We start from the raw sequence: 1,393 nt of genomic DNA, 5'->3' as shown, positions 1-1,393 counted from the left end.
GTTTACCCCTAATTCTTATTAATAAATTATCAAAGTTGTTTTAAAACAATGGTTTTTAGTTGACACCATTGTAATTAGTGTATGATTATCAATCAATTATTTTTCCAGATATATTTACTTACTCTGTTAAATCAATCCTGAAAGCTGTTGCCGTTTCCTGGCAGTTTTACTGGCGGGTTGCTTTAACCATGCGTAATAACCACTATGATGAACATCCAAAGTTGAACATAAACGACGAACAGGCCATATCTTCTGGTTGTCCCGAATAAAGGCGTACCTCATTTGGACTGGCTTGCGAAGTACACCGCGGCCTTTTTAAGATGTCTCTTTCTTCTGTAACCCTTTGCAGCTCTTTTTTAACTTTGCTAACTTTGCACTTGGGTCATTAAACTCTGTTGTCCTGGGTTGCTGTGGATCATAACGTTTTATCCAGGCATATAGACTATGTGTGGTAGTTCCTAGGCGTGCAGCAACATCAGCAACACTATGACCTTTCTCTGTGACCTGTTTTACTGCTTCAATTTTGAATTCTTCAGGGTATCGTTTACTGCTCATAAGCACCTCGTTAATTAGCCATTTTATCTAACTAAAAGGTGTCTACAAAATCGGTGGCTATTCAAAGAATCATTCCTATCACTACTTATGTTGAAAAGCTCTTATTAGATTTGAAACGATCCTCTGACTCAGAATTTGTATTTAGCAGTTCAAACTCAGAAACTGGACATATTATTAACCCCTATAAGAGTTTGAACAAAGTTTCCGAGCAGTTAGGAATAAAACTTACCCCTCATGGGCTTAGACGCTCATATGAAACCCTTGCAATCTGGACAAAAATTGACAAAGGTGTATTAGCTCAAATCGCGGGTCATAAACCTAGCGCCTTGGTTGATAAACACTACACTGTAAGACCAATGGATATGCTTCGAGAAGCATTGCAAGAATATGAAGATTGGATTTTAAAAACTTCAGTTTCCACATATTAATATTCAATGCTTAAATGACCAAAAACATTGCTTTTATAGATTCAATACTGCTTCACGATGAGATTACCTATGTCTATGATACAAGGAGAATTCTACCTTTTAATAATATATCTCTAACTAACTCTAACATTTTAAATTTTTAGTGGGTTTTAAAAAAAATGAAAGCATATAAAAAAGTCACGTATATTCGTGGCTTCTCTTCATAACATTAGATCATCAGTTAATACAACCAGAATAATATTGGAATATTTTTTTATTAAACTAGGGTGTGTTGACACTTTTAGCTTAAAAAAATAGCGAAGTAGTAAAATCAAATCTTTACTATTCGCTATGCCTCGTACCATGCTGACAGATCAACACTGGCAAAAGTTGAAAGTTATTCTGCGTAATTTATCCATTCACCACAACTC

Annotated in this window: 2 protein-coding genes and 1 pseudogene; 2 read left to right on the top strand and 1 reads right to left on the bottom strand. The window is 35.2% G+C overall.

Annotated features, from left to right (window positions below; all coding sequences use genetic code 11):
- Positions 1-315: 315 nt before the first annotated feature.
- Positions 316-555: a transposase gene (locus H4I94_RS00015; protein ID WP_261180860.1), complete on the bottom strand. Its 240-nt coding sequence runs from the start codon at positions 553-555 to the stop codon at positions 316-318.
- Positions 556-608: 53 nt separating this feature from the next.
- On the opposite strand from H4I94_RS00015, the gene H4I94_RS00010 reads away from it, so the two are divergent.
- Positions 609-983: a tyrosine-type recombinase/integrase gene (locus H4I94_RS00010; RefSeq protein WP_261180859.1), complete on the top strand. Its 375-nt coding sequence runs from the start codon at positions 609-611 to the stop codon at positions 981-983.
- A gap of 330 nt (positions 984-1,313) precedes the next feature.
- A pseudogene (locus H4I94_RS00005) lies at positions 1,314-1,393 on the top strand (IS5/IS1182 family transposase); the annotation flags it as partial.

This window comes from Acinetobacter sp. T_3_1 (assembly GCF_025377055.1).
Classification (GTDB): Bacteria; Pseudomonadota; Gammaproteobacteria; order Pseudomonadales; family Moraxellaceae; genus Acinetobacter; species Acinetobacter kookii.
The sequence above is the reverse complement of the archived record's forward strand: the minus strand, read 5'-3'. Positions and strand labels throughout refer to the sequence as shown.

Bases quoted from the DNA above. Each gene is read 5' to 3' on its own strand.
- H4I94_RS00015 (WP_261180860.1), bottom strand. From the start codon at position 555: ATGAGCAGTAAACGATACCCTGAAGAATTCAAAATTGAAGCAGTAAAA.